The 22353-nt window shown below is 46.7% G+C and carries 18 protein-coding genes, 13 tRNA genes and 2 rRNA genes; 9 read left to right on the top strand and 24 right to left on the bottom strand.

Annotated elements, in window-relative coordinates:
* Window positions 1–238 precede the first annotated feature (238 nt).
* A complete protein-coding gene (locus tag I579_RS09965; RefSeq protein ID WP_010753277.1) occupies window positions 239–862 on the bottom strand; it encodes an NUDIX hydrolase N-terminal domain-containing protein in 624 nt (207 codons plus the stop codon).
* 11 nt (window positions 863–873) lie between these two features.
* The gene (locus I579_RS09960) at window positions 874–1878 is read right to left on the bottom strand and encodes a nucleoid-associated protein (protein WP_010753276.1); all 1005 of its coding nucleotides are present in this window, start codon (window positions 1876–1878) and stop codon (window positions 874–876) included.
* A gap of 163 nt (window positions 1879–2041) precedes the next feature.
* Here I579_RS09960 and I579_RS09955 point away from each other — a divergent pair, with 163 nt between their 5' ends.
* Both I579_RS09955 and I579_RS09950 read left to right on the top strand, forming a co-directional pair.
* Entirely contained in the window at window positions 2042–2893 is an 852-nt protein-coding gene (locus I579_RS09955) for an aldo/keto reductase (RefSeq protein ID WP_010753275.1), read from the top strand.
* A 228-nt stretch (window positions 2894–3121) separates the two neighbouring features.
* Entirely contained in the window at window positions 3122–3838 is a 717-nt protein-coding gene (locus I579_RS09950) for a hypothetical protein (protein WP_010753274.1), read from the top strand.
* Window positions 3839–3886: 48 nt separating this feature from the next.
* Here the strand turns inward: I579_RS09950 and I579_RS12705 are convergent, their stop codons facing one another.
* Complete coding sequence (locus tag I579_RS12705) at window positions 3887–6292, bottom strand: hydroxymethylglutaryl-CoA reductase, degradative (RefSeq protein ID WP_071860476.1); 2406 nt, start codon at window positions 6290–6292, stop codon at window positions 3887–3889.
* A 220-nt stretch (window positions 6293–6512) separates the two neighbouring features.
* Here I579_RS12705 and I579_RS09940 point away from each other — a divergent pair, with 220 nt between their 5' ends.
* Window positions 6513–7670, top strand: a complete 1158-nt coding sequence (locus tag I579_RS09940) for a hydroxymethylglutaryl-CoA synthase (protein ID WP_010753272.1) — start codon at window positions 6513–6515, stop codon at window positions 7668–7670.
* 46 nt (window positions 7671–7716) lie between these two features.
* Here the strand turns inward: I579_RS09940 and I579_RS09935 are convergent, their stop codons facing one another.
* The 3 genes from I579_RS09935 to I579_RS09925 all read right to left on the bottom strand — a co-directional run bounded on the left by I579_RS09935 (window position 7717) and on the right by I579_RS09925 (window position 11655).
* Window positions 7717–8619, bottom strand: a complete 903-nt coding sequence (locus tag I579_RS09935) for a ribokinase (protein WP_010753271.1) — start codon at window positions 8617–8619, stop codon at window positions 7717–7719.
* Between the two features lie 4 nt (window positions 8620–8623).
* Window positions 8624–9193 carry a sugar O-acetyltransferase gene (locus I579_RS09930; protein WP_010753270.1) on the bottom strand — a complete coding sequence of 190 codons (570 nt, stop codon included), beginning with the start codon at window positions 9191–9193 and terminating at the stop codon, window positions 8624–8626.
* Between the two features lie 119 nt (window positions 9194–9312).
* Entirely contained in the window at window positions 9313–11655 is a 2343-nt protein-coding gene (locus I579_RS09925) for an ABC transporter ATP-binding protein/permease (protein WP_010753269.1), read from the bottom strand.
* A 171-nt stretch (window positions 11656–11826) separates the two neighbouring features.
* Here I579_RS09925 and I579_RS09920 point away from each other — a divergent pair, with 171 nt between their 5' ends.
* The 5 genes from I579_RS09920 (at window position 11827) to I579_RS09900 (ending at window position 16507) form a co-directional block, all read left to right on the top strand.
* On the top strand, window positions 11827–12507 hold the full coding sequence (locus tag I579_RS09920; protein WP_010753268.1) for a response regulator transcription factor: 681 nt from the start codon (window positions 11827–11829) through the stop codon (window positions 12505–12507).
* Window positions 12497–13534, top strand: a complete 1038-nt coding sequence (locus I579_RS09915; RefSeq protein WP_010753267.1) for a HAMP domain-containing sensor histidine kinase — start codon at window positions 12497–12499, stop codon at window positions 13532–13534. The genes I579_RS09920 and I579_RS09915 overlap by 11 nt, the downstream gene beginning before the upstream one ends.
* 247 nt (window positions 13535–13781) lie before the next feature.
* Window positions 13782–14747: an ABC transporter substrate-binding protein gene (locus I579_RS09910; protein WP_010753266.1), complete on the top strand. Its 966-nt coding sequence runs from the start codon at window positions 13782–13784 to the stop codon at window positions 14745–14747.
* Between the two features lie 48 nt (window positions 14748–14795).
* The gene (locus I579_RS09905) at window positions 14796–15707 is read left to right on the top strand and encodes an ABC transporter permease (protein WP_010753265.1); all 912 of its coding nucleotides are present in this window, start codon (window positions 14796–14798) and stop codon (window positions 15705–15707) included.
* Entirely contained in the window at window positions 15704–16507 is an 804-nt protein-coding gene (locus tag I579_RS09900) for an ABC transporter ATP-binding protein (protein WP_010753264.1), read from the top strand. Before I579_RS09905 ends, I579_RS09900 begins: the two co-directional genes overlap by 4 nt.
* Window positions 16508–16554: 47 nt before the next feature.
* Here the strand turns inward: I579_RS09900 and I579_RS09895 are convergent, their stop codons facing one another.
* Complete coding sequence (locus I579_RS09895) at window positions 16555–17358, bottom strand: alpha/beta hydrolase (RefSeq protein ID WP_010753263.1); 804 nt, start codon at window positions 17356–17358, stop codon at window positions 16555–16557.
* A gap of 121 nt (window positions 17359–17479) precedes the next feature.
* A complete protein-coding gene (locus I579_RS09890; protein WP_010753262.1) occupies window positions 17480–18919 on the bottom strand; it encodes an amidase in 1440 nt (479 codons plus the stop codon).
* A gap of 365 nt (window positions 18920–19284) precedes the next feature.
* Between I579_RS09890 and I579_RS09885 the strand changes: the two genes are divergently transcribed.
* Window positions 19285–19509 (top strand): hypothetical protein, encoded by a 225-nt coding sequence (locus I579_RS09885; protein ID WP_010753261.1) that lies wholly within the window; start codon window positions 19285–19287, stop codon window positions 19507–19509.
* A 285-nt stretch (window positions 19510–19794) separates the two neighbouring features.
* Here the strand turns inward: I579_RS09885 and I579_RS09880 are convergent, their stop codons facing one another.
* The 16 genes from I579_RS09880 to I579_RS09805 all read right to left on the bottom strand — a co-directional run.
* Window positions 19795–20253, bottom strand: a complete 459-nt coding sequence (locus tag I579_RS09880) for a DIP1984 family protein (RefSeq protein WP_010753260.1) — start codon at window positions 20251–20253, stop codon at window positions 19795–19797.
* Window positions 20254–20329: 76 nt separating this feature from the next.
* Window positions 20330–20414, bottom strand: a tRNA-Leu gene (locus tag I579_RS09875).
* Between the two features lie 195 nt (window positions 20415–20609).
* Window positions 20610–20694 (bottom strand) — tRNA-Leu (locus tag I579_RS09870).
* Between the two features lie 21 nt (window positions 20695–20715).
* A tRNA-Cys gene (locus I579_RS09865) sits at window positions 20716–20786 on the bottom strand.
* 33 nt (window positions 20787–20819) lie between these two features.
* Window positions 20820–20891 (bottom strand) — tRNA-Gln (locus I579_RS09860).
* Window positions 20892–20901: 10 nt separating this feature from the next.
* Window positions 20902–20974: transfer RNA gene (locus I579_RS09855), tRNA-His, on the bottom strand.
* Between the two features lie 8 nt (window positions 20975–20982).
* Window positions 20983–21056 (bottom strand) — tRNA-Trp (locus I579_RS09850).
* A gap of 4 nt (window positions 21057–21060) precedes the next feature.
* Window positions 21061–21141: transfer RNA gene (locus I579_RS09845), tRNA-Tyr, on the bottom strand.
* 1 nt (window position 21142) lies between these two features.
* Window positions 21143–21218, bottom strand: a tRNA-Phe gene (locus I579_RS09840).
* A 34-nt stretch (window positions 21219–21252) separates the two neighbouring features.
* Window positions 21253–21328 (bottom strand) — tRNA-Asp (locus tag I579_RS09835).
* 9 nt (window positions 21329–21337) lie between these two features.
* Window positions 21338–21410: transfer RNA gene (locus I579_RS09830), tRNA-Val, on the bottom strand.
* A 14-nt stretch (window positions 21411–21424) separates the two neighbouring features.
* Window positions 21425–21496 (bottom strand) — tRNA-Glu (locus I579_RS09825).
* A 10-nt stretch (window positions 21497–21506) separates the two neighbouring features.
* Window positions 21507–21595: transfer RNA gene (locus I579_RS09820), tRNA-Ser, on the bottom strand.
* A gap of 41 nt (window positions 21596–21636) precedes the next feature.
* Window positions 21637–21710: transfer RNA gene (locus tag I579_RS09815), tRNA-Asn, on the bottom strand.
* A gap of 5 nt (window positions 21711–21715) precedes the next feature.
* Window positions 21716–21831 (bottom strand): 5S ribosomal RNA (rrf, locus tag I579_RS09810).
* Window positions 21832–21908: 77 nt separating this feature from the next.
* Window positions 21909–22353 (bottom strand): 23S ribosomal RNA (locus I579_RS09805); the annotation flags it as partial.

Raw genomic sequence — 22353 nt, 5'->3', positions numbered from 1 at the left:
TTTTCCCTCCAAATCTACTCGGGGTTGCCGAGTCGCTGGGTCAAGTTGTCTTGGCTCTTACGACACCTATTATAGGCTCCCCTTGACCGATTGTAAAAAATTTGCCCTCGAATCATTAACTACTTACTAATTGTTAGTTTTCTTGAGCTGACTTTATTATAGGTCAAATTTAGTCAAAGTCAATTATCTTGTCTCGCAGCGTAAAACAAAAAAAACCTCCCGTTAAGAGAGGTTACGTTTAATCAAATGAAGTTCGACACCAGGGCTCGCGAATAAAAGCAAATAACTCCTGTACATCTTCCAGACTATTACGAGGTAAAGATAGCGTTAACTGCTGACTTTCTGCTTCAGAAAAAAAGCCCACGTCTTTCGTCTCCAAACCAGGTTTAAGCTCCCCTGAAGCTACCTCACAGAAGATAAAAAACTTATACACGTATTCTAAGCTAGGCGGATAATCCTGCTTGGCTTTATCCACTACTTTAATCAGCTGCTTGGCGGCCACAGTGATGCCAGCCTCTTCCCAGGTTTCTTTCTGGGCGATTTCCCCAGGCGAGTATCCCACATCTCCCCAGCCTCCCGGTAGAGCCCAGGTGTCGTCGCTTTTCTCTTGAACCAGGAGCAGTTCTTTTTGGTCATTAAAAACCACGGCACGAATATCGACTTTCGGCGTCACATAGCCCACATCACTGGTAAAATAGCGCTCAATTTCCGTTTTTGTCAGATTGGTGCTATACGTGGTCACCAACTCTCGCAAAATTGTCTGCATCTCTTCCAAGCGTTCTTGATCGTAGACATCCTTAGTATATGCCAAACTGGTATTGACTAAGGCTTTTAATTTGCCTAGCCCGTCGATTAACTCCATGTTCTCCCTCCTTACAGGCGGTTGATCACATCTTCCACATTTTTGATTGTAACGGAAATGGTCCCGTCAGGATTATTGATAAATTCAATCAAATTCGGATCCCGATAGACATCTAAAGGAACGATTAACTCGATGCCATTAGACAAGCGCAGTTTTTGCTTGCCGTATTTTTTCTCCGTAAGCTCCCGGACTTCTTCCACCATGGGCGCTCGGTCGACAAAACCTTTTTCCGCCACTTCTTCTTTGAAGCTTAGCTGAGCCGTAATATTGTCCTTAAAGACCTTTTCTGCCACTAAGTTCACATCTACCTCACCGGAATCCTCGATGGAATCATAAATGGACTCTTTTACATCAGCCACCAAATCGTGTTGGGTAGCTTCAAATTTTTGCCCGATTTTCGCGGCCACTTTGGTAATGACCTTCACATTGTCTTCTAAAGACAGTTGCGGCTCAGTTTCGATGACTTCTTCGGAAAAATACAGACGCTTTTCCCCGGAGAACGTGTAGCGTTTTTCCACTAGACCATAGAAGAGCGTCTCTAAATTCACCATCAGACCTTCATCCGCTTTTTGCGTCTTATTGGCTAATAGCGCCCGGTTGATGATCAACTGATTGGCCACCCCACTGTCACTGCCTTCCACAAAATGAGTGTACCCTTCGTGATAATTCACTTTTAAAAACGCCACAAAAGGAGTCACGTCCACCTCGTAACGCACGACAAAGACGTCACAGCTCGGGGCATCCTCACTTTGAGCGTAACTATCATACCAACGCTTGGTCAACCCTTCGGAAGCTTCGGTAAAATTCTCCTGACAAGCTTGCACCAATTGGGTAAATAGCGCATCTTGAGTCAAGGTACCGGTTTTGGTTTGGGGATTGGTCAATTTCTGAATCTTTTTGGTCAAATACTCCCGGATGTACTCCTTTGTTAAATCTAAGGGCACTTGAGAAAATACCGGTGAACCGGATTCCCGATCCAGTATATGTAAAATTGCTTCTTTTAACATGATATCCATTTGAACTCGTCCTTTCCATGCTTACGCCCATCCAGTTTACACAAAAGCGCAAGAAAAAGCCAAAAAAATCGAGAAGCACCTCATTGCCCCTAAGCAATCTCGCTGTTTTTTTCCGGAAAGTACGGTACACTTACAGTAACACAACAAAGGAGGAAGTCATTTTATGGATTCATTAACATCTACTTACACTTTAGCCAATGGTGTAAAAATTCCCGTAGTCGGATTTGGTACTTGGCAAACCCCGGACGGTGACGTGGCAGTTGCTTCCGTAAAAGCAGCTCTAGCTGACGGCTACCGCCACATCGATACTGCCCAAGGCTATCAAAACGAAGAAAGTGTGGGCAAAGCGTGGCAAGAAAGCGGCGTACCCCGGGAAGAAATCTTCCTGACCACCAAACTGTGGAATAAAAACCATAGCTATGATTTAACCATGTCATCCTTTGAAGAGTCTTTGAAAAAGCTAGGCACCGATTACGTGGACCTTTTCTTGATCCACTGGCCAAACCCGATTGATTTCCGGGATCACTGGCAACAAGCCAACGCCGAAACTTGGCGAGCTATGGAAGAGTTGTATGAAGCGGGCAAGATCAAAGCAATCGGCGTTTCCAACTTCCAACCTCATCATCTGGAAGAATTGAAGAAAACCGCGAAAATCATGCCAATGGTCAACCAAATCTTCCTAGCCCCTGGTGAAAAGCAAGAAGAAGTGGTCCAATACTGTGAAGACAACCACATTTTATTGGAAGCTTATAGCCCTCTCGGCACGGGGAAAATCTTTGACGTACCAGAAATGAAGACTTTGGCAGCTGCTCACAACAAGTCCATCGCCCAAATTGCTTTGCGTTGGTCCTTGCAACACGGCTTCTTGCCATTGCCAAAATCTGTGGCTCCAAGTCGGATTAAAGAAAATACGGAACTCTTTGATTTCGAGCTTTCCCCAGAAGACATGGCTGTAATCGACGGCTTAGACGGCGTGGTAGGCAAAGCGAAAAATCCAGATACCACGACTTTCTAAAAGCATTTCCCTTGATTTTGTGAATTGGGATTCTGAGACGTTTTTACAGAAAACGTTTCAGAATCCCTTCTTTCTTTACATAAGACTTTTCAAAATCAGTTTTTTTCTTTATAATCAGAGAGGATTTATCAACAGAGGGAACGGTATTCTTCGCAGATTTTGCGAGAAGCGCTAGCCCGACTAGCATTCGTACTGGCTAATCCCCTATTTGTAGAAGGAGCAGAATAGATGAAAAAGAAACAAAAACAAAAATTGCTGAACCAATTCCGGTTGTCCTTTGAAAACACCCGCCAACAGTTGTTCCGCACTTTGGAAGAAAAAGCAAATGAATTGTATGATTTGGAGATTGGCGTGCGCCTAAACCCAAAAAATGCCAAAGAAATGTTGATTGAAAACAGCAAAGCTACGGAAAATCCTGTATTGACCGTGCCAATCGATGATAGCTTCACCACCATCATCAAACGCCTACAAAAAAAAGAAGCAGGACTTTTGGAACAATTCTCCACTAATTTGACCCAAGAAATCGCCAACTACTGGTACCACCCAGTAAAAACGGAAGACACTGCTACCACCGTGGAAGAAGTCGCAACTGCTCCAAAAGCAGAAAAAGAAGCGGTAGCCCCTAAGGAAACGCCAGTCAAAGAAGACGCTAAAGCAGTTGAAACCACTACTGACGCTTCAGCAGCTGCCGTTGAAGGCGAGATGACTTACGCTGCCTTTGACGAAGCCATCAAAGGATTTCCAAAATTCTTCACCGAAAAAGACGACACCACTGTCTCTGTGAAAGAAAAAACTGCCAAAGAAGATCGGCTTTTGGCAACCATCTCTGTAACAGAAGTCGGCCAATTTGAAATCGAAAAAGCCTTGGAACGAAAATACAAGGTTAAAACGGAAGTCATTCCTTTGATTGAAGCTTTGGCACAAACCCCATTGGCAAATCGCTAAACAAAACCAACTAAAAAGGTTGAGAGGCATCACGCCTCTCAACCTTTTTTATGATTGTCGCATTTTTGCCAATAATTCTTTAGCCGTCTCCTCGTTCATATGAGGGGCTTTTTTTAATTGGCGGCTTAATTCAGGGATTTCTGCGCCCTTTGCTCCCACGGTCATGGCCAAAGAGCGAGCTTGCAAGGCCATGTGTCCTCGCTGGATGCCTTCCCCGACTAACGCTTTGAGCGCTGCTAGGTTTTGAGCCAAGCCTGCACTGACAATGACTTGGGCTAACTCTGCGGCTCCACTTACGTTTAACAAAGCCATGGCCGCTTGGGCTTTCGGCAAGACCCGGGTGCCTCCTCCTACCGTTCCCACGGCTAAAGGCAAAGTGAGTTCTCCTACGAGTTCATCCCCTACTACTTGCCATTGACTTAAGCCTTGATACTGTCCTTGACTTGCCGCGTAGGCATGAATCGCCGCGGCTTGGGCCCGTGTGTCATTTCCGGTAGCCAGCAAAATCCCATCTATCCCATTCATAATGCCTTTGTTGTGAGTGGCGGCACGATAGGGATCAAGCTGAGCGTAAGTTGCGGCTTGGGCGATTTTCGCCGCTATTTCTGAACCGTTTTTAGCTCCTAAGCGGGTCACAGGAATCCGGCAGCTAGTAGTCACTAAAGATTCGGTAGTCAAGTTGCTCAAAATGGCAAACAAAATCGGTTCTACCCGCAGACTGCGAATTTCACTAGCCACGGCTTCTAAAATCGTGTTGACAATATTGGCCCCCATGGCTTCTTGTACATCCACCAGAAAATCACAGGAAACAAAGTCTTCTCCTACTTTTCGGGTATGAATCTCACGCAAGCCCCCTCCTCGTCGGTAAATCGAAGGATGGGCTTCTTTAGCCACCGCAAAAAAATGCGCCTCTTGTGCTTTTAGCCAATCTATTAAAGCCTCTTGATTTGGTACATCATAAAAGACGATCTGTCCCCGCATTAAGCGAGAAAGGATGCGACTGGTGAAGTTCCCGGCGATTTTTGCCCCATTGCTTAAAGCTGCGATCACGGATGGTTCTTCCGTGGCTACAGGCACCAAGTACTTGCGCCCGTTAACTTCCAAGTGCTGGGCTACTCCCAGAGGAATTTCTACTTCACTGATGGCATTTTCGATTAAATGACTGCTGATTTCTGAATCTAATGCAGTGTCTTTGAATGTTGCATAGACTTCCGGAGTAATAGCTCCATCTGCGACTAATTTCTGCAAGCGTTCTTCTGCCGTTAGTTCGTAAAAGCGTTTGGCTTTCGTCGGCTGGGGACGTTCCAATAAGACCGCCATGCCCAGCCCGCCACCGATACACAAAGAAGCGATGCCGTAGCGTTTGTCTTTGTCTTGTAACTGGTGACTTAAAGTAGTCAACAAACGGGCCCCGGTAGCCCCAATGGCATGCCCTAAAGAAATCCCACCGCCGTAAATATTGACCTTTTCTTTTGGCAAGCCCAATTCTTGCTCCACCACAATGGAAGAAGCCGCAAAAGCTTCATTGATTTCATAGAGATCGATATCATCCAATGAAACGCCACTTTTTTCCACTAGTTGGCGAATCGCCGTAATCGGTGAAATCCCCATAATCGCTGGGTCAATCCCCACTTCTGCCGTTTCTTTCACGATTGCCAAGTAAGGGATGCTATGGGCTTCGGCGTAGTCTTTGGACGCCAAAAGTAACGCTGCTGCTCCGTCGTTAATCGTGGAGGCATTACCGGCAGTTACTGTGCCCCCTTCCTTAAAGGCCGGACGCAAAGTAGCCAGTTTTTCTAAAGTAGAATTCCCACGAATCCCTTCGTCTTCTGTCAAGAGGTGCTCTCCCACTTGTAAAGGCAAGATTTCATTTTTAAACAGGCCCTGGCTACGGGCTTGAGCGGCTTTTTGCTGGGAAGCCAAAGCGAAGGCATCTTGTTCTTTGCGACTAACTTGATAGCGCTCCGCCACGTTTTCCGCGGTAAGTCCCATGTGCTCTCCGGACTGGGCATCCGTCAAACCGTCGATAATCATACTAGCCAAGGGTGCGCCATAGGTTTTCGTATCATAGTCAAAGGTCGCCACTCCCGGCGCTCTCGTCATGCTCTCGATTCCGCCGGCTAAGACCACCTCAGCTTCGCCTAATTGAATCGCTTGACGAGCCATGAGCACCGCCTTCATGCCGGAACCACAAACCTCATTAATGGTGGCTGCCGTCACAGCGTAATCGAGCCCCGACTTCAAAGCGATTTGCCGAGCAGGGTTTTGCCCCGTACCGGCTTGCAAGACATTGCCAAAAATCACTTGGGTCACGTCAGCTTTAGCTTCCGGGTATTTGGTTAATAAGGCTTTGGTCACAGCGCTGCCTAATTCCACTGCGGACAAATCCTTTAGCATCCCTTTGTATTTTCCAATGGGTGTTCGTAATCCGTCTATAATGACAACTTCTTTCAAATTTGCCACCTCCATCTTGCAATATACCATTATTGAAATAAAAAACATATAAGATTTTCCTCTGGCTTTAAGACTGTGTAAGAATATTTAACAATCTTTAAAATAATCAGCGCAAAAGCCCGCCCTAGAGAAATTAACGACGATTATCCAAATAGAATATGCTAAGATAAGATGTATTGATTATCAGTAGTATCATCAGATGCTTTGAAAGGAGCAAGTCATGCTTGCAGGAATAGATAAACTTAACTTTTTTGTACCGCCTTACTATGTGGACATGACCGATTTGGCGGTTGCCCGGAAGGTTGATCCAGGGAAATTTCATATTGGCATTGGCCAAGATCAAATGGCGGTCACCGGTATTACTCAAGATATCGTCACTTTAGGAGCGAATGCGGCAGCTGAACTTTTGACCCCAGAAGACAAAGCAGCGATTGATCTAGTCATCGTGGGTACCGAATCCAGCATCGATGAATCCAAAGCCGCAGCGGTCATTCTTCACCGACTTTTAGGGATCCAGCCTTTTGCTCGAGCAGTGGAAATCAAGGAAGCCTGCTACGGTGCCACAGCTGGTTTGCAACTGGCGAAAGACTATGTCCTGCGCCATCCCGGTCGCAAAGCTTTGGTCATTGCCTGTGATATCGCCCGCTACGGCCTCAATTCCGGTGGTGAACCGACTCAAGGAGCTGGTGCGGTAGCCATGTTGGTTACAGAAAATCCGCGTATCATGACCCTCAGTGATGAATCCGTGGCTTTAACCCAAGACATCTATGATTTCTGGCGGCCAACTGGCGAAGCTTATCCCCGAGTGGACGGTCCTTTGTCCAACGCCACTTACATTGATTCTTTTCTCAAAGTTTGGGAAGAATATCAAACCCGTTACCAACAATCATGGCAAGATTTCGCTGCCCTGTGCTTCCATATTCCCTACACGAAAATGGGGAAAAAAGCCCTCTTGGCTGGTTTAGAAGCTAGTGAAACTGATGAAGCAGTCGCCAACCGTCTCTTAGCCCGCTACGAAGAAGGCATTGTCTACAGTCGCCAAGCAGGTAATCTTTATACCGGGTCTTTGTACCTCGGTTTGATTTCTCTACTGGAAAATAGCCAAGCACTGCAAGAAGGCGATAACATTGGTCTCTTTAGTTATGGCTCCGGTGCCGTGGCAGAATTCTTTACAGGAACACTGGTGCCAGGTTTTGAAGAACACCTGCGTTCCACCAATCACCAAGAGCTCCTCGACATGCGCACCCGCTTGTCGATTGCCGAGTATGAAGAGCTCTTCACAAAAGAATTAACCAATGAAAATCTCCAACAAGATCCAGACACGACGCTTTATCGCCTTACTTCACTAGAAGCAGGCGTGCGCTACTATCAAGAGTAAAGAAAAACGCTCCAGCTTTCCGATTGGGAAGCTGGAGCGTTTTTCGTTATTCTGTCATAAATTTCGTCAATTGTTTCTTCGTAGGCATAGCTGTTTGCGCGCCCATTTTCGTCACGGCTAAGGACGCCCCGTAAACCGCTTGTTTCACGGCTGTTTCGAAGTCCACGTCTTGATCTAGACCGGCCGCGAAGATGCCATTAAAGGTATCCCCAGCGCCAGTAGTATCCGCCACTTGGACTTTTGGTGCTGCCACTGTCTTAACCTGGCCTGCTTCCACATAAGAAACCCCGGCACCCCCTCTGGTTACCAATAAACGAGTGGTGTGTTCTTTGCTCCAAGCGAGCATATCTGCTTCCACATCGGTGACGTCCTCTTCTTCATGGCCCATCATTCGGGCAAATTCCGCCTCATTCGGTGTGATATAATCCACATCTTTTATCAGCTCGATTACGTCTGGATGATAAGGAGCTGGATTTAAAATGGTTTTCACCCCTTTTTCCTTAGCCTGATGCAAGGTTTCTGCCACGGTTGCCAAAGGAATTTCCAGTTGAACTAAAAGCACATTGGCTTCGTCTAGGACTTGTTCTGAGACATCTTCTGGGGTGATTTTTTGATTGGCTCCTGGTAAGACGATGATCGCATTGTCTTCTGGCAATTTGATGATTGCTGCCGTGCCAGTACGGGTACCTGCTTCTCGCTTAACCTCGCTCATGGCTACTTGGGTCATGCCCATATGCAAAAGCAATTTGTCCCCAAAGGTATCGTCCCCGACTTTTCCCACCATTTTTACCGGAACATTCATCTTACTGGTGGCCACGGCTTGATTGGCTCCCTTACCTCCGTAAAAATAGCGCACATCTTCGCCTAATAACGTCTCCCCAATAATGGGCATCTGATCCACCAACATGACGATGTCCATATTCAAACTACCTACCACAACAACACTCATTTTTTCACTCCTCTTTCGGTAATGGACGGATTACGCGACAAGGATTGTCATATGCAACTACGTTTGCCGGGATATCCTGTGTCACTAAACTATGCGCTCCGATCACGGAATTCTCTCCAATCGTTACTCCTGGCAAGACGGTCACGCCAGCTCCAAGCCAAGCACCTTTTTCAATGGTTACTGGCAAATTGTATTGGGCACCTTTTTGCCGTAAACTCGCTTCTAAAGGATGGGTTCCAGTACACAAAGTAACATTGGGCCCCATCATTACCGAATCCCCAATGGTAATCTTAGTATCATCCACTAGGGTCAAGTGGGAGTTGGCATAGACATGCTTCCCAAAATAAGTATTCTTCCCCCAATTGGCAGAAAAAGGCGCTTCGATATAAGAACCTTTCCCAAAAGAACCCAGTAACGCCTGCAAGATTTCTTGTCTTTCTTGTGTCTTACTAGGCAATGTATGATTGAACTGGAACAAGAGATCCCGATATTGGGCTTGCTCTGCTAAAATTTCGGCGTTTTCGTAGTAAATCTCTCCGGAATTCATCCAGGCTTTAATCTCTGAAGTCTCCATGAAATTCCCTCATTTCTCGTAAAACGCATAAAAGCCTACTGCCAAAGCGGCAGAGGCTTTTATGACCTGGAGCAATTATACCACGCTTTCATGAAAAAGGCAGGCTTGTTTTAAAGGATTTAATCCGCGCGTAAGGCAATGGCGGCATCTTTTTTGGCGGCCATCCGAGCTGGAATATGGCCCCCTAACATGGTCAAAACGGTAGACACCAGCACCAAGATAATCGCGTGTTGCAATTCCAATTGAGCTACGTTTTTCAACTCTGTTAACCGATAAATAATCGAGTTAATCGGGAAAGTCAGCAAGTACGCAATCACTACGCCTAACGTTCCTGAAAAGACCCCTAAAATGGCGGTTTCCGCATCGAATACCCGGGTAATGTCTTTCTTGCGGGCCCCTAGAGCTTTCAAGACCCCGATTTCCTTCGTCCGCTCGATAACGGAAGTATAGGTGATGATGGCAATCATGATCATACTGGTCACCAGTGAAATCCCAGCAAAGGCCACTAAGACGTAGGTAATGGCATCCATTAAGCCCCCGGTTAAGTCGGTCATAGTACCGGCCAAGTCGGAATAGATGATCTTGTCATCTTGTTTTTTGCCTTTATTCCAAGCATCTAAGTAATCCAAAACTTCATCTTTGTCTTTAAAGTTGTTCGGGTAAATCATAATGGAATACGGTACGGCGCTGGCACCTAAGTAGTCCATGAAGTTGTCTTTCGTAGCAGCGTCCATTTTTTCATTGGTCATAACATTGATGTCACTGTCTTTTTGGGCTTTCACAATGGCGGAGTCTTGATTGGCGTCAATCACCGACTGTACCAAACTATCGCTGTACGCAATCCCTGGTGATAAAAGCGCCATGGAAGCCGAGGATTTCACCCGGATAATCCCACTTAAGGTCAATTCTTGATTGCGACTGTCTTGATAGACGGCGTCGAGATCTTGATTTGGAATAAAGTTTCCTGTTGGTAGTTGCGTGTAGTAAGCATCGTTGTCGATTAATTTCAGCTTAGTACCGAGAAGTTCATCAAAGGATAGTTCCTCCTCGTTTTCAACATCAAAGCCGAGGTTTTTCAACGCGTTCAGATTGGTTTTATTGTTCTCATCCACTACTAAAACCAAATCCGTATCGGCCTTAGGGTAGCTTCCGGCAAGTAACGTGTAGTTGTCCTTTAAGAAATTGGTGCCGTCCGCTTCCAACTGCTTCGGAAAAGAGGAAACACCCACGCCGGTCATGGAAGACATCATGCTCATCATGGAGCCGGTTTGGGAGCTGTCTTCTGCTTCATTGGACAGCTTGACTTGAGTCACCGTACCATCCACATCCCGCATGAGGTTCAAATTCGCCAGTCGGGTGTACCCGATGTTGTTGGCTAAGTCAGGGTTGATGTCATTGAGATAGTCTACATATTCTTGATCGATTTTGTTTGTATGTTGGGCTTGGTCGGCGGCACTGGTTTCCGCAATGACGACCTGTTTGTCCGGGTACTTTTCCGCTTTTTCATCACTTCGCAAAGCCGTTTGATCGTCTGTGGTGGTCACTTTGGAAATCGTAATCGGGAATTTCGCCAAAGTTTCCGTCTGAGTGGCGTCGATTTGCTTTTGGAAGCCGTTGGATAAAGACAAGACCACGGCAATACCGATGATTCCGATACTGGAAGCAAAAGCAGTTAAAAACGTCCGCCCTTTTTTCGTGCGAATATTATTGAAGGAGAGATTTAAGGCGGTAGTAAATTTCATCTTCGTATGCTTTAGGTTAAACTGATCCGGTTTGGGCCGTTCCTTGTGAGGATGGGAGTCATTGACGATTTGCCCATCGGAAAATTCAATGATACGATCCGCATATTGCGTGGCCAACTCGGGATTATGCGTCACCATAATGACCAGTTTTTCCCGGGAAAGTTCTTGGATTAATTCCATGATTTGAACGCTCGTCTCCGAATCCAAGGCGCCCGTAGGTTCATCACAAAGCAAGATTTCCGGGTCATTGGCTAATGCCCGGGCAATGGCCACCCGCTGCATTTGACCACCGGAAAGCTGGTTAGGCTTTTTGTGCATGTGGTCTTTTAAGCCTACTCGCTCCAAAGCTTCTTCCGCCCGGCGTTTCTTCTCTTCGCGGCTGACCCCACTTAAGGTCATCCCCAATTCCACATTGTCAATAATCCCTAAATGGCTGATAAGATTGTAACTTTGGAAAACGAAACCGATGGAATTGTTACGGTAAGCATCCCAATCGCTGTCTTTAAAGGTCTTGGTGGACTTGCCGTTGATCACCATATCCCCAGAATCATAATTGTCCAAGCCCCCGATAACATTTAACATCGTCGTCTTCCCAGAGCCACTAGGACCTAAAATGGCAACAAACTCCTGCTTCCGAAATGCTACGGAAACACCGTCTAACGCTTTCGTGGTCGTATCCCCGACCTTGTAATACTTCTTAATCTCTTTTAGTTCTAACATGAGTACCTCCTGTTTTACGATAAGCTCGGCTACTACTTTGAGAATATAGCATCCTTCTGTGAACTCAAAATGAAATGACCGCCTTTCTTTCAAATATTCATGCAACTTTCACAAAAAAATGCTACAATTTCCCCACATTCTTGATTCGTTACGCCCAAGGAGGAGCTGTTCATGAACCAAATCTTAATCCTGGAAGACGAGCCGAATTTAGCCGAACTGTATCGGCAAGTGTTGCAAAAAGCCGGCTTTCAGGTTTTCGTCGCAGAGAATGGTCAAAGTGCCTTGGACCTTTTGGCGCAAACCCATGTGGACTTGATCATCACCAATTTAATGATGCCCACCATGGACGGTTTCACCTTTACCCAAAACTTGCGAGAAGCCGGCTTTGACTTGCCGATTTTGGTCATTACGGCCAAAGATACCTTTGCCGACAAGCAAAAGGGATTTCAGTTAGGCATTGACGATTACATGGTTAAACCGATCAATGTCCAAGAGATGCTCTGGCGGGTGAATGCACTCCTACGCCGGGCGAAGATTAGCCACGAAACCGAGCTCGTCTGTGGCCAAACGGTCTTAAACTCAGAAACGCTAACCGTGACGTCTGCCACCACCTGTTTCGAATTACGAAACAAAGAATTTCAAATTCTGTACAAGCTTTTGTCCTATCCGAATAAAATCTTCACTCGGCAACAATTAATGACCGAACTCTGGGGACCAGATTCAGACACAGAGGAACGAACGATTGACGTGCACATTCGGCGCTTGCGCCAACGTACAAGAGACAACGAAGACTTTCAAATTTTGACGATTCGGGGCTTAGGCTATAAGGCGGTGCTAACAAATGAAGACTAAACTCTACTCTAAACTCTGGATTTATTTCGTGACTTTGATTTTTGTTAGTCTGGTGCTCTTGTCTATCCTGTTTGGGGGACTCTTGGTTTTTCTTATGCGCAAGGAAATCATCAAACCGGGGCCAGACAACCACTTGATTATCATTAGTATCTTTACCCTTTTTAGTATCATCACCGGAACTGGCGTGGCGGGCTTAGTTGGCCGTAGAATACTGGCACCGATTCGTGAGCTTAGCGCCAATATGAACCAAGTAGCCAAAGGAGATTTTTCCCTCCGTGTGAATGAGAAACAACCGATTCAAGAAGTTCAGCAACTGTTCGATCACTTCAATACCATGGTGGTGGAACTAGACAGTATGGAAACCTTGCGCAATGACTTTGTAGCCAGCGTCTCCCATGAATTCAAAACACCCTTGGCTACCATTCAAGGCTATGTGCAACTTTTGCAGACAAGTGATTTAACCCCACAGGAGATTGCGGATTACCAGCGCCGCATCTTGGAAGGCGCAGAACAGTTGGCCACCTTGACCAATAATATCTTGCGCCTGACAAAACTGGAATCTGCCACTACGCCATTGGCCAAAACCCGCTTTCGCTTAGACGAACAAATCCGTGAAGTCCTCTTGTTTCTCAGACCCCAATGGGAACCAAAAAATATCCAATGGGAGCTGACTTTGCCCCGCAAAGAGTTTTATGGCAACGAAGAACTGCTCTATCAAGTCTGGCTAAATTTAATCGACAATAGTATCAAATACAGCCAGCAAGACGCTGTGGTGGCGATTACCCTTACTTCCTCCACCGAGTATCTTGAGATTTGTTTTCAGGATTGGGGCATGGGGATTCCAGAAAAAGAACAAAAACGAGTCTTTGATAAATTTTATCAAGGAGATACTAGCCGCAAATCAGCAGGCAACGGTTTAGGCCTTTCCTTGGTTCGTGAGATTGTCGATGCTCATGAAGGTGCTGTCTCGGTGACGAGTAGCCAGACAGCGGGCACCCGCTTTTTCGTCCGCCTCCCCCTTGGGTAACAAAAGTTAACACGCTTTTCAAGCAGTTCCCAGTTTTTGGGACTGCTTTTTTCAATAAATCGACTTATTTTTCTGAAAATTTCGAATTCATTCTTGACTTGTCTCCCAGGACTCCCTTATAATTTAAGCAATCTCATTTTACGTGGTGAACAGGTTTCATCACCAGCAGAATCAATAGGAAAAACCACATCCATTTAGGCGGTCACTAAATGGATGTTTTTATTCCAACACATTAGGGGGAGAAAAAATGAAAAAGAAAAAATGGTTGAGTTTAATCCTAGTCGCAACAGGTCTTTTGACTGCCTGTGGCGCAGAGAAAGCCTATGATAAAGCTGACGCAAAACCGACTGTGGGGGTCTTACAACTAGTGGCCCACGCCTCTTTAGATGCCAGTTATGATGGCTTTTTAGAAGGACTAGCGGAAAATGGCTACCCAGAAGAGAAGATTACGTTAGACTATCAAAATGCACAAAACGACCAAGCCAATTTAAAGTCCATGAGTGAGAAGTTGGTCAAGGAAAACCCTGACGTCCTCTTGGCCATTGCCACCCCGGCGGCCCAAGCATTGAAAAATGAAACCAGCGACATCCCCATTACCGTCACTGCGGTTACGGACTTAGTCGGAGCCAAACTGGTAGCCGACAATGACAAACCTGGTGCTAATGTCACTGGTACCACCGACTGGGCCCCGGTAGAAAAGCAAATCGAATTATTGCTTTCCATCGTACCTGACGCAAAAACCGTGGGCATCGCCTACAATGCTGGCGAAACCAATTCAAAAATTCAAGCGGATGCCGCTGAAGCTGCCTTAAAAGACGCCGGCGTGAAAGCCAAAGTCTTAACTGCCAATACGACCAACGACGTGCAACAAGTTATCACCAGTTTGGCCAAAGACGTAGAAGCCATTTACATTCCCACGGATAATACCTTTGCCACCGCTGCCCCCGTAGTCGGAGAAGTCGCCAAACAAACTAAGACCCCAGTCATCACCGGCTCGGTGGAACAAGTCGAAAACGGCGCTTTGGCCACCTATGGCATCGACTACTTCTCTCTAGGAAAAGTGACCGGTAAAATGGCAGCAGAGATTCTTGATGGCAAGAAAAATCCGGCTGAGATGCCCGTGCAGTCCGCCGAAGAATTCACTTTAGTGGTCAATGAGGAAATGGCGCAAGCGCTGGGCATTGACAAAGCAAGTATCAAACAGCCAGAGTAAGCACATCTAAGTGCTTCTGTACCGGAAAAGACAGCAAGGAGAATGCGTATGTTGACTGTAGGAAATCTAGTGATCTTGTTTCAATCGGCCCTCTCCCAAGGGCTGCTGTGGTCTTTACTGGCCATTGGTGTCTTTTTGACCTATCGTATCTTGGACATTGCAGACCTCACCGCAGAAGGAACCTTTCCTTTAGGCGCTGGGATTGCCGCTTTGGCGATTACAAAAGGAAGCTCTCCTTATCTCGCCTGCCTATTGGCTTTTCTTGGCGGCGTCTTAGCAGGACTTGTGACCGGGCTTTTTCATACGAAGTTGAAGATTCCTGCACTATTAGCCGGGATTATTACCATGACTGGGCTGTACTCCATTACCAATCGTGTCATGGGCGCACCCAACCTGTCTTTACTAGGTTCAAAGACGGTGTACAGCTTTTTTGAAAATCTGGGTCTTACGAAAACCCATGCGGCAATTATTGTGGGCGTCCTCTTTGCCCTGTTAGTCATCTTGGTCTTGCACTTCTTCTTTAAAACCGAGATGGGGCTGGCGATTCGGGCCACCGGGGACAATGACGCCATGAGTGAAGCCAATGGCATCAACACGGATAATATGAAATTAATCGGCTACATGCTCTCCAATGGTTGCATCGCCTTATCCGGTGCGCTACTGGCCCAAAACAACGGCTATGCTGATCTAAATTCCGGTGTGGGGACCATCGTCATTGGGTTGGCGGCGATTATCATTGCAGAAGTCCTCTTCCGCAATAAGCCCCTGCTCTGGCGTATGCTGACCATCGTCTTAGGCGCCGTGATTTACCGCTTCATCTTAGCCATCGTCTTCGAATTCGATGTTCAGCCTTCCGATATTAAACTCTTCTCTGCTTTGATCTTAGTAGTCTGCTTGTCATTACCACAAATCCGGACTTCCTTTGGTCAACGCAAAGCAGCGAAAGGCGGTGCCAAATGAATCCTGTATTAGAAATTAATAATCTGGTACAAACCTTTGAAGCCGGCACGGTTAATGAAAACCGGGTACTTAGAGGTATCAATCTTACCTTAGACCCAGGGGATTTCATCACGATTATTGGAGGAAACGGCGCCGGAAAGTCCACCTTACTCAATAGCATCGCCGGCACGATTCCCGTTAGCCAGGGACAGATTTTATTAAATGGCAACAATATCACGCGCCAGTCCGTCACAAAAAGAGCCGGGCGCATTAGCCGGGTCTTTCAAGATCCTAAAATGGGCACCGCCGTCCGCTTAACCGTGGAAGAAAATATGGCCTTGGCTATGAAACGAGGCCATTCTCGAGGATTTCGCTCCGGAGTCAAAGCCCATGATCGGCAATTCTTTCAAGAACAGCTAGCCCGCTTAGATCTCGGTCTAGAAAATCGCTTAGGCAGCGAAATCGGTCTGTTGTCTGGGGGGCAGCGACAAGCCATCACACTTTTAATGGCGACATTGCAACGGCCGGAACTGATGCTTTTAGATGAGCATACCGCGGCCTTGGACCCAAAAACCTCAATTACCGTTATGGAGTTGACCACCAAACTAATCGCCGAACAAAATTTAACAGCCTTTATGGTCACCCACGACATGGAGGATGCGTTACATTATGGCAATCGTCTGATTATGCTTCATCAAGGTCAGATTGTCGTGGACGTAAAAGACCAAGAAAAGCAAAACCTCACCGTACCGCAACTGATGGAACTATTCCATCACAACAGTGGCGCCACCTTACGCGATGACCAGCTGTTACTTTCATAAACAAAAAACTCCCTGACTCAACAAGAGTTAGGGAGTTTTGTCTGTTCTTAATAAAAGGTAGCTAACCACGTCTTTAGCAACTCTATCCAGCTAGCAACATTGGCTACTGCGGGATTGTTTGCCGTAGCAGTGCTTGGATTCGCCAAGCTCAAGCCATGGGGCCCATTGGGATACAGATGGCATTCGTAGGACACGTGGGCTTGCTGCAAGGCTTTCACAAAGAGCAACGTATTTTCCACAGGCACTGCTTGGTCTGCCACCGTGTGCCAAATAAAGACAGGGGGCACTTGCTCACTTACAAGCAACTCTAGACTTTGATCTTGCCAAGCCGCTACTTGTTTTGTCTGCAATAAGTTTTCAAAAGAACCTTCATGGGCAAAGGCGCCAGCGGTAATTACCGGATAGCTGAGAATCAAACCATTCGGGCGAATCATTTCTGGATCAAAGCCCATTTCCACTAGCTTCCTGTGCCACATGGTGCCTAAGGATGCCGCTAGATGTCCCCCGGCAGAAAAACCGGCCACGAGAATCTTCTGGTGATCGATGTGCCAGGCTGACGCATTTTGTCGCACGTAGCTCACAGCCTCTGCCAACTGGGTCAAAGCGGTAGGATACATAGCCGGTGCGACACTGTAATCTAAGACAAAGACGGCCAATCCCGCCGCTACCAATTGCAAAGCCACCGGTTCTCCTTCTCGCTCTGACACGTGGGCATAGCCCCCTCCCGGACAAATGATCACAGCTTTGCGCAATGCTTGATCGCCAAAATCTGAAAAATAAGTCGGTAAATAGGCAGTCAGTGTGCCGACTTCACCGTTTTTAGCGGTCACTTCATGAGTAAAAACCTTCATTCCATTGGACTCCTTTACAGGGATTTTTCCCGATTTGCTTTTATTATACCGGAAAAGCCCAATGAAGAAAGCCCTTTTATCATTCTACTAAAGACTGCTACTAACAAACTGTACTGGACATTTACCGATAAGCTTCCGGTAAATGAAATAACCCCGCCGCTTCAAAAAGAGCACCAACTTGTAACAAAAGCTCCTCTTGTCCTCTAGATGCAATCAGCTGGACGCCCAAAGGCAAGCCGGCTTTCGTAAGATGAGTAGGCAAACTAATGGCCGGCTGCCCAGTGAGATTCGCCAAGGGAGTGAAAGGAGTCATTGCCAGACTGTCGGCAAACATCGCCCAAATCGCCTCTTGGGCTTCTTCTAAAGAGAGTTCCGATATGTGGGTCAAGCGTTCCAAAGTTGCTTCTGAAGCCCAAGGACGAGTCAATTTAGGTGCTACTTGGGCCGTGGTGGGCGTCAACAAGAGATCATATTTCTCGTGAAAAGACTCCATTTGCGCACTGGCTTGATCCCAAAGGTGTAAGGAACGAACATAGTCGGCCGCAGACAGCTGCTCTCCAAAGCGCCACAAAGCGCGAGTAGAAGCTTCTAGCAAGGATTCATCTACATTCCCTAATTCTTGGGCTAAATCTGCAAACATTCCCGCCGTCTCTGCCCCATTCATCAAATAATAACTGCGGATCAGCGCTGCTCCGTCAATCGGCCAGGCGACTTCTGTCACGTCATGGCCCATACTAGTCAAAAACGTTCCGGCCTCTACGACAGCTGCTCGTGCCTCTTCTGAAACCGGGGTTCCCACAGGCGACTCCGTAATCACAGCGATTCGTAGCCGCTTTTTTTCAATAGGTCTGACTGCTGGCACTTGGTAAGGGGCCGCACTTTCCGTTCCTTTCATCAAGCGAAAAAGCTTCTGGGTATCCCGTATGGAAACCGTCAAAAAGAAGTTCACCGCGGCTCCTTGCCAGCCCCGCCAGTTCGACGGCCCCACTGGCATTTGTCCCCGACTAGGCTTAAGACCGATTAAACCAGAGTATGAGGCCGGGATACGAATGGAGCCGCCGCCATCACTGGCAGCTGCCATAGGAAACATGCCACTGGCCACCACACTCGCCGCCCCACCACTAGAACCACCTGGCGTCCGGCTGTGATCCCAAGCATTTTTTGTGGGACCGTAAAGTTCAGGATCCGTGATATTTTTAAAACCAAACTCCGGGGAATTCGTCTGACCCAAAGGAATCAAACCGATTGCTTCCATACGGGAAACGAAATGGTCCGTCTTCCGGGCGCGCACTTCTGCCATAAGCCGAGAACCATTGGTATTGAGCCAGCCTTTTTTATTTTGCCCTAGCATCTTCAAAGGAATCGGTAAGCCGGCAAAAGGACGTTGTAAAAGATCTGGTGTCGTCTCTTGTTGCGCCAGACTTCCTGCAAGGTCCCAAGTGACCAAGGCATTTAGCTGTGGATTGTGTTTTGCGACTCGATTTGCTATTTCCTGGTACAACTCCCCATAAGAAATCCGCCCGGCTTGTAAGGCCCCTACCCAGTAACTACCATCTTTCATACTCGTCTCCTCCTTTTTTTTCATTATAAGGGACGACAACCCTTATCAAAAGCAATCGAGCACCAGCACACTGACTTTTATGGTCTTCTTATTGGCAAACAACTTCTTTAGAAAACAAGCATTTTACTTTCCGCTTAAAAAATCACGATTAACTTATTATCTAAAACCAGACATCTTGTATATACCTCTCAACTTTTTTTCTATTTTTGGAAGCGCACACTTCCCTTATTTAAGCCTTTTTCACAAAATAGGTCTGTTTGTATATACAACCTAAAACCGTGTAAATTCACGGTTTTCCAGTTCTCTAAACAAGATTGGTATGGTATCATATAGGTACTATGTGAGAGAGTGAGGCTTTGATAACCATGAAAAAAGAAATCATCCTAGGTCAAAAGTACGAAGTGAAACCGGAACGTTTCCATCGCAATATGGTAGGTACAGCAGAAAAAATCACAAATGGTGGCATCATCTTCCGCGTGGAAAGCTGTGAATTATGCGATCGCGAAACCGCAGACGCCCACAATCGGGAAATCACCGCAGACTATGCCGATGTAAAACAAATGGTTGGTGAAACTTACTTTTTCAGTTAAACCTCAAACCAAAAGACACTACCTCGATTCGCGGTAGTGTCTTTTTTCATCCTCTTGTGACAGTGAGATATGGCTCCATACAAAAAGCCCGAGGTTTCCCCCAGACTTTTTCCCAACCGAATCAAATCAGCACATGGTCAGTTAGTAATCATTGATTAGCAGTACCCTCGTGATTGATTTGCTGTCATCTGTTTTTAAAAAGCTACAGCCTCGCCCACATTGGTTGTACATACGATGCGTGTACAGACGCCTTTGTGCTCGCCTTTGATTCACCCACCCATTTTCTTACAACTCTTCTAGCCAATTCGTCTGCTGAATTACCCCGTCTGTTTGCCGTAAAGCTTTGGCCAACTCGTCCAACTTCTCAGTGAAATCCTTCACGCTCACCGTCTTGACCATGCGAATCTCATTGCGCCCAAAACGCCTATTTTCCCGAGTCGCTTCTAACACACTGGTATACAAATCATATTTTTGCCGTAAGCGTGCTCTTTTAGCCAGTAAGCTTTGCAAAGAACACGTTGTACCATTCACTGTAACTACAACTTCTTGGTTACGCTTCGTTATCGCAACAATCAAATCTTCCAATTGCTTACTTGCCTGATCGTATTGGCCCAGCAAATCAGCCACTTCAATATCCGGCTCACTGCCTTCTTCCACCAACGTATTCGCAAGCATTAGATTTTTCAATTCCAGGAGTTTATTCTGAAGATCTCGACGTTCAATCAAAGCCTCTGCTAACTTCATTTGCATTCTCTCCTATCTGAGTTCATTCCCATTCTCGAATACAAAAAAACCTACTAACAAACTAGTAGGTTTTCAATACCGGCGGCCGGGGTCGAACCGGCACGTCCTCAACGGACACTGGATTTTGAGTCCAGCGCGTCTGCCAATTCCGCCACGCCGGCATGTCATTTAGTACTTTGTTAGTATACAATTCTTTGCCACAAAGTTCAACCTCTTTTTGTAAATTTTTTAGTTATTTTCTATAATTTATTTGCACAGTTTCTATTTATCTTAAGCATAGTAAAAATATCGATTTTCAGAAGTTTTTGAAATAAAAAAATCATCTGAGAATTAACTCTCAGATGATTTACCCTGAATACCGGCGGCCGGGGTCGAACCGGCACGCCCTCAACGGGCACTGGATTTTGAGTCCAGCGCGTCTGCCAATTCCGCCACGCCGGCATGTTATAAATAGTAGTACTAAGGCGCTAACCGGATTTGAACCGGTGATGAAGGTTTTGCAGACCTCTGCCTTACCACTTGGCTATAGCGCCATTATACTATTTTATGATTTCAAATGAAACCAACTGGGGTAGCTGGATTCGAACCAACGCATGAGGGAGTCAAAGTCCCTTGCCTTACCGCTTGGCTATACCCCAAAAAGAAAAGGGCGATCGATGGGAATCGAACCCACGAGTGCCGGAGCCACAATCCGGTGCGTTAACCACTTCGCCACGATCGCCATAATAATGGCAGGGGTAGCAGGAATTGAACCCACACTAACGGTTTTGGAGACCGCTGTTCTACCTTTAAACTATACCCCTAAAATGGAGGAGAGTGGATTCGAACCACTGAACCCGAAGGAACGGATTTACAGTCCGTCGCGTTTAGCCTCTTCGCTACTCCTCCATGGTGGCGCGGGACAGAATCGAACTGCCGACACATGGAGCTTCAATCCATTGCTCTACCAACTGAGCTACCGAGCCACAATATTATGCTTAATTTTAGTCAAATAATAAATGGCGGTCCCGACGGGACTCGAACCCGCGATCTCCTGCGTGACAGGCAGGCGTGATAACCACTACACTACGGGACCAACATTCAATGGGGGTTAACGGGTTCGAACCGCTGACCCTCTGCTTGTAAGGCAGATGCTCTCCCAGCTGAGCTAAACCCCCAAATATTCAACTAATGATCCGTACGGGATTCGAACCCGTGTTACCGCCGTGAAAGGGCGGTGTCTTAACCACTTGACCAACGGACCAAGTAACAAACGGAGAGTAAGGGATTCGAACCCTTGAGACAGGGTTACCCATCTACATGATTTCCAATCATGCTCCTTCGGCCACTCGGACAACTCTCCATAGTTAAAAAGAGCTTAATTTTTACTTCTCCAAAAGAGAACTCCGGCAGTAGGACTCGAACCTACGACATCATGATTAACAGTCATGCGCTACTACCAACTGAGCTATGCCGGAATGATGCGTGGCGACGTCCTACTCTCACAAAGGGAAACCCTTCACTACAATCGGCGCTAAGAAGCTTAACTTCTGTGTTCGGCAAGGTTACAGGTGTATCCTTCTCGCTATCGCCACCACACTATTTAGTTGAGTAAGTCTTTGCTCACTCAAAACTGGATTTGAAATACGTTTGAAACAACCAAGTCCACGATTCTTTTGGTTAAGTCCTCGATCGATTAGTATCAGTCCGCTCCAACCATCACTGGCCTTCCACTTCTGACCTATCTACCTGATCATCTCTCAGGGATCTTACTTCTTTAAAAGAATGGGAAATCTCATCTTGAGGTGGGCTTCACACTTAGATGCTTTCAGCGTTTATCCCTTCCCTACATAGCTACCCAGCGATGCCTCTGGCGAGACAACTGGTACACCAGCGGTAAGTCCATCCCGGTCCTCTCGTACTAAGGACAGCTCCTCTCAAATTTCCAACGCCCGCGACGGATAGGGACCGAACTGTCTCACGACGTTCTGAACCCAGCTCGCGTGCCGCTTTAATGGGCGAACAGCCCAACCCTTGGGACCGACTACAGCCCCAGGATGCGACGAGCCGACATCGAGGTGCCAAACCTCCCCGTCGATGTGGACTCTTGGGGGAGATAAG

This window comes from Enterococcus asini ATCC 700915, from assembly GCF_000407365.1.
GTDB classification, from domain to species: Bacteria; Bacillota; Bacilli; order Lactobacillales; family Enterococcaceae; genus Enterococcus_C; species Enterococcus_C asini.
Note: the sequence above shows the minus strand (reverse complement) of the source record. Positions and strands in the feature narration are given on the sequence as shown.

What these genes read in the sequence shown, in the direction of transcription:
- I579_RS09900 (WP_010753264.1), top strand. Translation starts at nt 15,704, where the DNA reads ATGAATCCTGTATTAGAAATTAATAATCTGGTACAAACCTTTGAAGCC.
- I579_RS09960 (WP_010753276.1), bottom strand. Translation starts at nt 1,878, where the DNA reads ATGGATATCATGTTAAAAGAAGCAATTTTACATATACTGGATCGGGAA.
- I579_RS09930 (WP_010753270.1), bottom strand. Translation starts at nt 9,193, where the DNA reads ATGGAGACTTCAGAGATTAAAGCCTGGATGAATTCCGGAGAGATTTAC.
- I579_RS09920 (WP_010753268.1), top strand. Translation starts at nt 11,827, where the DNA reads ATGAACCAAATCTTAATCCTGGAAGACGAGCCGAATTTAGCCGAACTG.
- I579_RS09910 (WP_010753266.1), top strand. Translation starts at nt 13,782, where the DNA reads ATGAAAAAGAAAAAATGGTTGAGTTTAATCCTAGTCGCAACAGGTCTT.
- I579_RS09925 (WP_010753269.1), bottom strand. Translation starts at nt 11,655, where the DNA reads ATGTTAGAACTAAAAGAGATTAAGAAGTATTACAAGGTCGGGGATACG.
- I579_RS09915 (WP_010753267.1), top strand. Translation starts at nt 12,497, where the DNA reads ATGAAGACTAAACTCTACTCTAAACTCTGGATTTATTTCGTGACTTTG.
- I579_RS09880 (WP_010753260.1), bottom strand. Translation starts at nt 20,253, where the DNA reads ATGAAGTTAGCAGAGGCTTTGATTGAACGTCGAGATCTTCAGAATAAA.
- I579_RS09935 (WP_010753271.1), bottom strand. Translation starts at nt 8,619, where the DNA reads ATGAGTGTTGTTGTGGTAGGTAGTTTGAATATGGACATCGTCATGTTG.
- I579_RS09965 (WP_010753277.1), bottom strand. Translation starts at nt 862, where the DNA reads ATGGAGTTAATCGACGGGCTAGGCAAATTAAAAGCCTTAGTCAATACC.
- I579_RS09895 (WP_010753263.1), bottom strand. Translation starts at nt 17,358, where the DNA reads ATGAAGGTTTTTACTCATGAAGTGACCGCTAAAAACGGTGAAGTCGGC.
- I579_RS09955 (WP_010753275.1), top strand. Translation starts at nt 2,042, where the DNA reads ATGGATTCATTAACATCTACTTACACTTTAGCCAATGGTGTAAAAATT.
- I579_RS09940 (WP_010753272.1), top strand. Translation starts at nt 6,513, where the DNA reads ATGCTTGCAGGAATAGATAAACTTAACTTTTTTGTACCGCCTTACTAT.
- I579_RS09905 (WP_010753265.1), top strand. Translation starts at nt 14,796, where the DNA reads ATGTTGACTGTAGGAAATCTAGTGATCTTGTTTCAATCGGCCCTCTCC.
- I579_RS09885 (WP_010753261.1), top strand. Translation starts at nt 19,285, where the DNA reads ATGAAAAAAGAAATCATCCTAGGTCAAAAGTACGAAGTGAAACCGGAA.
- I579_RS09890 (WP_010753262.1), bottom strand. Translation starts at nt 18,919, where the DNA reads ATGAAAGATGGTAGTTACTGGGTAGGGGCCTTACAAGCCGGGCGGATT.
- I579_RS09950 (WP_010753274.1), top strand. Translation starts at nt 3,122, where the DNA reads ATGAAAAAGAAACAAAAACAAAAATTGCTGAACCAATTCCGGTTGTCC.